6 protein-coding genes and 1 pseudogene are annotated in these 8,851 nt (G+C 44.5%); 5 read left to right on the top strand and 2 right to left on the bottom strand.

The genetic code is table 11. The annotated features are described in order from the left end of the window. Positions 1-131: 131 nt before the first annotated feature. The 4 genes from NG833_RS30645 (at position 132) to NG833_RS26115 (ending at position 5,751) form a co-directional block, all read left to right on the top strand. Positions 132-260, top strand: coding sequence for a hypothetical protein (locus NG833_RS30645; protein WP_256556167.1), 129 nt, complete (start codon positions 132-134; stop codon positions 258-260). Between the two features lie 429 nt (positions 261-689). After that, on the top strand, positions 690-1,907 hold the full coding sequence (locus NG833_RS26125; RefSeq protein WP_254568202.1) for a DNA cytosine methyltransferase: 1,218 nt from the start codon (positions 690-692) through the stop codon (positions 1,905-1,907). A 65-nt stretch (positions 1,908-1,972) separates the two neighbouring features. Next, on the top strand, positions 1,973-4,744 hold the full coding sequence (locus NG833_RS26120; protein WP_254568201.1) for a Z1 domain-containing protein: 2,772 nt from the start codon (positions 1,973-1,975) through the stop codon (positions 4,742-4,744). Continuing rightward, positions 4,741-5,751: a PD-(D/E)XK motif protein gene (locus NG833_RS26115; RefSeq protein WP_254568200.1), complete on the top strand. Its 1,011-nt coding sequence runs from the start codon at positions 4,741-4,743 to the stop codon at positions 5,749-5,751. The genes NG833_RS26120 and NG833_RS26115 overlap by 4 nt, the downstream gene beginning before the upstream one ends. Positions 5,752-5,849: 98 nt before the next feature. Here the strand turns inward: NG833_RS26115 and NG833_RS26110 are convergent, their stop codons facing one another. After that, positions 5,850-6,281 carry a VOC family protein gene (locus NG833_RS26110; protein ID WP_254568199.1) on the bottom strand — a complete coding sequence of 144 codons (432 nt, stop codon included), beginning with the start codon at positions 6,279-6,281 and terminating at the stop codon, positions 5,850-5,852. Between the two features lie 15 nt (positions 6,282-6,296). Between NG833_RS26110 and NG833_RS26105 the strand changes: the two genes are divergently transcribed. Then, positions 6,297-7,088, top strand: a complete 792-nt coding sequence (locus tag NG833_RS26105) for a TIGR00297 family protein (RefSeq protein WP_254568198.1) — start codon at positions 6,297-6,299, stop codon at positions 7,086-7,088. 126 nt (positions 7,089-7,214) lie between these two features. Here the strand turns inward: NG833_RS26105 and NG833_RS26100 are convergent. Beyond that, positions 7,215-8,851: pseudogene (locus NG833_RS26100) on the bottom strand (calcium-binding protein); the annotation flags it as partial.

The raw sequence follows: 8,851 nt of genomic DNA, 5'->3' as shown, positions 1-8,851 counted from the left end.
TAAAGCGATGAAAGAGCTGGAAACCAAGCTCACTCGTTTTATAAACATAGAGCCAGACAATCAGTACAACTTGGGTAAATGGTTTGTAGACATCCTCTATAATGCTCCCTAAGCTTTGCAGATTTTATTTTGTGGAACTCTCTAAGTGGATAGAGATGGTGAATGCGATCGCCAATCTGACCGCCTTTTTATGCCAATTTTACAAGGGAGCAAAAGGACAAGGCAATGCCTTGTCCTTTTTTAGAGCTCTTGCCCAATAATTTTATGCTGCTGTTTAGCGTGAGCGGTGATAAGTTTTTATAATATAAATCTCTGGTGTTTGCTGGGGCGCGTTTTCAGGGTTTGCAGTCCGCTGGGGTCTTGCATTTGACCTATTGGAATCTTACAATCTGAAAGCATTGTCGGGCCAGCTTTTTAGGTTAAACATAAGCGCATCTTATAACCTAATACCCTAAAAAGCCGATATTATTGTTTTAAGCCCTCAATCTAGACAAAATGATGGGATTGTTGTACAGTATTCATTATGGGTTCTCAATTGTTGTTCAGGTTGTTTTTTTTGTTCAAAAAATCTCATAATCTATGGAGAGTCTTCTTGATAATAGGTGTTTTGAATTTTTTATTACAGATTGTCAACCTACAGCGCTTGAGCGGTTACGACCAATATTATTAAAGGCAGTACAGTTTTTTATATGATTCAAAAAGTTAGGCCAGTAAGTAAAAATATAAAATTACCTACTGTACTTGATATTTTTTGCGGGGCAGGTGGAATGACTCTAGGTTTTCAAAAGGCTGGCTGTGAAATATTAGGGGGAATTGATAAAAATCCTCATGCCATAAGAACTCATCATAGAAATTTTCCTGAGTGTAAAGTGAAGTGTGATGCTGGGCCTATTGAATCTATTACTGATTTGAGTAAGCTGGGGTTTGCGCCAGGAGAAATTGATATTTTAATAGGAGGGCCACCCTGTCAAGTTTTTTCAGTAGTAGGGATTGGCAAAATGAAGTCATTAGGCAAAAATATTGAGACGGACACACGAAACTTTTTGTACAAAGAGTTTATCCGATTTCTTGAATATTATAAGCCTATGTTTTTTGTAATAGAAAATGTAAATCATCTTCTTAATCACTGGATATTTCCTACTTTAATAAGTGACTTAGAAAATGGCTTGGAAATAAAAAATTCTGATTATCCAGGGTATGATATTAGCTATAAAATTTTAACTGCTTCTGATTACGGGGTTCCTCAAGTTCGCAAACGTTTATTCATTGTAGGCAGACGAAAAGATACAAATTTAGCTTTTGATTTTCCTGAGCCAAATACAGTTATACCTATCTCAGTAGGCGAAGCCATTGGAGATTTACCAGCATTGGAGCCTCTGTGTTTACCTTTGAAAAGGAAAAGCACTGCACCCAAGCAAAGTGACTCTCCTAAATCTTACAAATTTTCGCCTCGGTCTGAGTATCAAAAACTCATGAGAATTGATTCTAAAAAGACGGTAATGAATCATTTTTGTCGTTCGCATAATGATAAAGATTTACATATATTTAACATCATGCCACAAGGAGGTAAATATAAAGATATCCCTGATGAATTAAAACGTTACAGCGATCAGATTTTTAAAGATAAGTACAAACGCTTGCACTGGGATCAGCCCTCATGGACCCTAACGGCACATATGCAGAAAGATTGTTTGGCCTATATTCATCCAAAACAAACCAGAAGTATTTCTGTAAGAGAGGCTGCTAGACTTCAAAGCTTCCCCGATAATTTTGTATTTGATGCACCTATGACGAGAATGTTTGAGCTAGTGGGAAATTCTGTACCACCTCTTTTAGCTGAAGCGATCGCTAAACCAATTGTAAAACAAGTACAAGCTTACTATGAGGCTCAGTCCGACGGGTGTTAACCTAGCTTTAGGTAGACCTCAAGTACATTTCACAACTAATAAGTAGAAAAAGGAGAATATATAAAATGAACGACTATGATAGAGCTCGTCTGGTAGCTCAAGCTCTATTGAAGGGTGAACAGACACCCACACGGCAAATCATTCAAGAACAAGTCAAAATTGCCGTTGATTCTATCACAACTAGCCAACAGGGTCATGCCGTTGAGGTAGATGAGGAAAAACTCGTCCGGGAACTTGAAAGTCTTTTTAATACCAGGATGGGTGTAGGTACTATACTAGAAAATAAAGAAGGTCACCTCCCTTGGTTGGCTGACCTCAACAGTGAAATCCATTGGGATTTCTGGAACCGTTATGTACGTTATTTGGAGGAAGAAAAGGGTTGGGCACCAGCGACTACCCAAGGCTTAGACCAATTGACAGATTCTATTCTTGAACGCCTAGAGAATCCCCTGCGTTCAGGAGCTTGGGATCGAAGAGGGATGGTTGTTGGACAGGTTCAGTCTGGGAAAACAGCAAACTATATTGGTCTGATCTGCAAGGCAGTTGATGCGGGATATAAACTGATCATTGTGCTTGCTGGTATTCAGAACAGCTTGCGGAGCCAAACGCAACTTCGTTTGGATGAAGGTTTTCTCGGATATGATTCACAACTACACAGAGCTTCGACTCAAGAGAATTCCGCAATTGGAGTAGGGCTAATTCCTGTTGGAAAGAGACTGATTGCTGATTCAGCTACAAACAGTGCCAATAATGGTGATTTTAACAAAAGAGTAGCAGGTCAGTTTGGGGTAGCAGCAGGGGGTGGAAATCCACTGTTGTTTGTTGTCAAAAAGAATACAACTGTACTCAAAAATCTCCTCCAATGGGCTTTCCGTCATGGTGAAAAAGATGAGAAGTCAGGAAAAAGGATTGTCAGAGGAGTTCCCTTACTTGTCATTGATGACGAGGCAGACAATGCCTCGATCAACACAAATACTCCACTATTCGATGAAAATGGCACAGTGCAGGAAGAGTATGATGTTTCAGCAATTAATGGATCCATCCGGAAGTTACTTGATAGTTTTGAAAAGAGTGCTTATTTGGGGTACACAGCCACACCATTTGCTAACATTTTTATATCCCCAGATATAGATAAAAAAAATCCTGAATTCGGAGACGATCTCTTTCCACGTAGTTTCATTATCAACCTCCCTGCACCATCAAACTATATCGGCCCAGTTCAGGTATTTGGACTAGAAACGGACTCAGCAATTGGTCTTGAAGCCTCAAAATCTTTGCCGATAATCAGATCAGTGGATGACCAAAAAGAATGGATGCCAGACAAGCATAAAAAAGACCACGTTACGGGTGAACTTCCAGAATCTCTCAAGGAGGCAATTAGGGCGTTTATTCTTTGTTGTTCTGCAAGAATTGCGCGAGGGCAAGAGAGCGAACACAACTCAATGCTAGTTCATGTTACCCGTTTTACGGCTGTTCAATCTGAGGTGGCAAAGCAAGTCAAAAAGGAGTTGACTTTGCTACAAAAACAACTGCGATCTGGCGACAGCAACGCACCAAAGTTAGAGGAAGAATTTGAGCAGTTATGGAAAGATGACTTTGTGCCAACTACTTCATCCATACTCTCATCCATACCTGATCCCAAAATAACTTCAGTTTTTTGGGAAGAAGTTAAACCTTTACTACATCGGGCTGCCTCTAAAATCCAGATTAAGAAAATCAACGGAACAGCAAAGGATGTACTAGATTACTGGGAACATAAGAATGGGCTGAGTGTAATTGCGATCGGCGGTGATAAACTGTCTCGTGGTTTGACATTAGAAGGTCTGAGCGTCAGCTATTATCTTCGCTCCTCAAAGATGTACGACACCTTGATGCAAATGGGTCGGTGGTTTGGATACAGACCAGGATATCTCGACCTTTGCCGATTGTACACAACTGATGAGCTAATTGAATGGTACGAACATATCACTGTTGCCAGTGAAGAACTCCGGCAGGAGTTTGACTACATGGCTGAGGCAGGAGAAACACCTGATAAATTTGGGCTAAAAGTTCGTACGCACCCGCAAGGTTTGGTAATTACTGGAGCGAATAAGATGAGGACAGGCACTGTGATGCAATTGTCCTACACCAGAAGCCTGAGTGAAACTACCCTCTTCTACAAGGATGAAAATAAAAACCAGCAAAACCTTGAAGTTACTGAAGAACTACTGATAAGTCTTGGCTCATATACCAGACAAGAAAAGCATAACTATATCTGGGCGAAGGTTCCTCCAGAAAAAGTCATTGAGTTTCTGTCAGGCTATCAGTCTCACGATAATTGTAAACTCGCAAATACTTCTTACCTTGTCAAATACATTGAGGCTCAAATACCCCATAATGAACTAACCTCTTGGACAGTCGTCCTTATATCAAATAATCGAGCCCAAAATAAGATAAATCTTGCCGGAAATGAAGTGGGTTTAACTTGGCGTAAGGATGCATCTCCTGAATCTTCTCAGAAATATCGACTCAGCAGATCTCGCCTCCTGAGTCCAACCGATGAATGGATCGATCTCTCTGAAAAAACTCGTAACGAAATTCTCGAAATTACCCAGCGGCGGCGAGCAGAAACAGGTAAACAGCCAAGTTCCAGTAAGACGCCTGATGGAAAAATTCTGCGTTCCAATCGTTCACCCAAGAACGGTTTACTGCTGCTTTATCCACTAGATCCAGAACCCATCCATTCGGAAATCCCTGTTATCGGTTTTGTGATGAGTTTCCCCAATAGCGACACAGCCGAGATGGTTGAATATAAGGTTAACAATGTTTACTGGCAAGAGGAATTTGGTCAGCCATGATGGTGCAAAATACTTGGAAACTACTGGAGGAAGATACTGCAAATGTACCTTCTGGCTATATCACCCGCCGCTTATTGCCAGAGGTTACATACGATGTTTATCTCGCTATTGAGAGACCTTCTAATGCACGGTTGCTGATGATGCGGGTGAAGCATAAATCAATCAGCAAAATTTCTGTTATTCCGAATTCCAACTGCTTTGAGGTGAGGCGTGTAGCGTTGCAAAATGATGATGATGCCCATATCGCCTTGCAACTGGTATTGATTAACTCGCGTTACAGCGATATCTTTACAACATTAGTACAGGATATTGTTGATACAATTGCTCCGATTGCGGATGAAGAAAATGCTGTTGCGGCATTCTTTACCCGTCTGCGGCGATGGCAAGCATTTTTAGAAAAACATAACCCCGAAGGACTCAGCCAAGCAGAACAGCAAGGACTATATGGTGAACTCTGGTTTTTGCGGCAGATTGTTATTCCTCAAATTGGCTCTCGTCAAGGAGTTAAATGCTGGACAGGTGCAAAAGGAACTCAGCAGGATTTCCAGTTTCAAAACTGTGCTGTTGAAGTTAAAACTACTGCCACCAAGCAGCATCAAAAACTAACGATTTCTAGCGAACGGCAACTAGATGATACTGGCACTGGCACACTGATTTTACTGCACTTATCCCTTGATGCTAGACAAGAACGAGGTGAATCTCTACCGGAGATAGTCACCAGTCTTAGATCGCTTCTCGAAAACGATCCTATAGCCAAGGAAGAGTTAGAAATACTCCTTTTTGAAGTTGGCTATCTGGATATGCATATTCCCTACTATGAACAAATTGGCTATACCCTGCGAGAAGTTAACTATTTCAAAGTAGAGGGAGATTTTCCCAGAATTATTGAAGCCGATATGCGAAATGGCGTTGGTGATGTGCGCTACACCATTAGCGTTGCGGAGTGCCGACGCTTTTCAATACCAGAATTGGACGTAATTTCTATAATCGGGGGTAGCCATAAGTGAACAAGTTCAATTAATTTTTGGGGAGAGAGTCAGGGCAATTTATCAATTGCCCTGACTGTGGATTGTTATAGGCAGAGGGGATTCACTGGAGGAAAGGATTAAGTGCGATCGCCAATTTCGGTGAATTCTGCACTGCCAAAAATTGCCTCGGGATGGGCGTAATATTTGAACTCCAGTAAATTATAAAATGGGTCCTCTAAAAAGAACGTGCGATGTTCTAAGGGAGAACCGGGAAACCGTCGTTTCGGTTCTTCGCGAAACAGGAGTTGATGGTTTTGGGCGCGTTCTAATAGGGTTTCCCAATCGGCTTCATTTTCAAAGACTAAACCGAAGTGACGCGGATAAATGCTTTTTTGGGGGGTGATGGGGTCTTTGGTGACATGGGCAACGAGTTGATTGCCATAGAGGTTTAAAATAACAGCAGTATGAGATTCGCGCCCGACTTGGCAACCGAGACCTTGAGCATAAAATTCTTTAGTCTTGGGGATGTCGGTAACGGGAAAGGCGAGATGAAAAAAGACATTGTTCATGAGGGGTGATTTAAGATGCCAACAGAAGAATTTATGTTTAATTATGGCGCGTTATTGAATCCTTGGCTGGTGGCAGTGGGATTAAATACGGTTTTGTTAACGATTGTTTATTTTTTACCCAAAAAGTTGCTGACTCCGGCAGGAATTATCCATGCTTGGATTTTGGGGGTGCTGATTTGGGGGGCCTTGGGTGGGCCCGGATATTTGGTGGTGGGGTTTTATTTTATTGTGGGTTCGGCAGTGACGCGGATTGGGATGGCGCAGAAGGAGGCGGAGGGAATTGCGGAGAAGCGATCGGGGGCCCGGGGACCGGAAAATGTCTGGGGTTCGGCATTGACAGCAGCGGTTTGTGCTGTGGGGGTGTTGGGGGTGCAAGGGTTGGATTGGGCGGGAATTGTGCCGTTGCTGTGGTTGGGGTATGTGGCGAGTTTTAGTACGAAGTTGTCGGATACGACGGCGAGTGAGGTGGGGAAGGTGTACGGCAAGCGGACGTTTTTGATTACGACGTTGCAACCTGTGCCGAAGGGGACCGAGGGGGCGGTTTCTCTGGAGGGGACGATCGCCGGGGTGGTGGCATCAGTCGCCGTTGCCTTGGTGGGGTATGTGGTGGGGTTGATTGATGTGACTGGGGTGGGGTTATGTGCGATCGCGGCATTTATTGCGACGAATTTAGAGAGTGTGATTGGGGCGACGATTCAGGAACAAGTGAGTTGGATGACCAATGAGGTGGTGAATATTATTAATACCACGATTGGGGCGATCGCCGCCATTGGACTGGCGATCGCCTTGAGGGGGGTTTTGGGTTAAGGGGATGGAGATTTTGCACAGATCAGACTCATTTTGTTGATCCTCGTTGAATGGCAGGTGGCGATCGCCTGCATCGGAGGAAAGACTGACCTCCATTCAGGCGATCGCCGCTTCTCATCGGGAAAGTTACGTGAGAAGACTAAAATACTCAGCAACCATCGTCTCCGGTTCTATTCCCTTGGCGATCGCCAGAACTTCATCGCCTAATGCGATCGCCGTCCCACAATTGTCAGCAAAGAAGTTGAGCAAATCAAAGGTTAATCCCTGACCTAACACAAACCAGTCTTCTCCCGGGGTAAAATCGGTAATGGTATCGGTCCCGAAACCTGCTTGCACGACAAAGCGATCGCGTCCAGTACCGCCAGTTAAGGTATCATTCCCAAAATCGCCACTGAGGAAATCATCCCCGTCACTGCCATAAAGGAGATCATCATCCTTGCCGCCATACAAGGTATCATTGCCGCTGCCGCCAATTAGGGTATCGTTACCGGCGTTGCCTTCTAACCAATCATCCCCGGCACCGGCGCAGAAAAAGTCGCGATCGCCTTCAGGACCAAGGGGGACATCGCTGCCGATGCCGCCTCGGATGGTATCGTTGCCATCCCCACCATAGAGGGTATCATCGCCTAAGTCTCCAAATAAGAGGTCGTCTCCAGCGGACCCGCACAGAATATCATTATCTTTGCCGCCATGAATGGTATCGTTACCATTACCGCCATGCAGGGTATCATCCCCTTGATTGCCGTTGATGAAGTCATTGCCATCCCCGCCATAAATCAAGTCTCGTCCCCCAATATCGGGGACATTGGGATCGCTGGTACCGCCGAATAAACTATCATCTCCTAAGTCTCCCATGAGGATATCGTTTCCAAGGTCCCCATAAATCAGGTCGTTGTCTTTGCCACCGTAAGCGATATCGTCATCTTTGCCACTGTAGAGGGTATCGTTGCCTTCGTTGCCATTGATCAGATCATTGCCTCGGTTTCCGAAGATTACATCGCGATCGCCATCAGGACCGATGGGGGTTTCGCTGCCATTTCCTCCGAGAATGGTGTCATTGCCGAGGTCACCATACAAGATATCGTTATCTAGGTTACCAAAGATGAGATCATCGTCTTTGCCGCCGTGGATGATATCATTGGCGCGACCACCATAGAGGGTATCGTTGCCTTCGTTGCCGTTGATGAAATCATTGCCTTTGCCGCCTTCGATGCGATCGCGATCGATGCCAGGACCTACGGGGTACTCGCTGCCAACGCCTCCCAGCATATAATCATCGCCGGTATCGCCATACAGCACATCGGTACCGCCTTTCCCCCAGAGAAAATCATGTCCGGCAAATCCTAATATCCCTTCGTGGCGATCGTCCCCGAAGATGACATCATTTTCCTCGGTGCCAAACAGGAAGATTTCCACCGGGGGTCGTTCTTGGGGTCCATAAAAGATAATTTCTGGCGGGGGTGGAACCGGACATTTGCACCCACTGTTTTGCGAGGGGTCAAGAGGGATGGGGTTACAGGTGTTTGTGCTGCTGGTATGGGGTACTCCATCGGGGGAATTTGTGGAGGGATTCTCAGATTCTGGGCGATCGGTATCAGGATTAGTTCCGCCATCGGTTCCACCTGTATCAGGATTAGTTCCACCATCGGTTCCACCTGTATCAGGATTAGTTCCGCCATCGGTTCCACCTGTCTCAGGATTAGTTCCACCATCGGTTCCCCCATCGGTTCCACCTGTATCAGGATTAGTTCCACCATCAGTTC

Source organism: Oscillatoria sp. HE19RPO (assembly GCF_024220515.1).
Lineage (GTDB): Bacteria > Cyanobacteriota > Cyanobacteriia > Cyanobacteriales > Laspinemataceae > Laspinema.
This window is presented reverse-complemented; position numbering and strand designations above follow the sequence as displayed.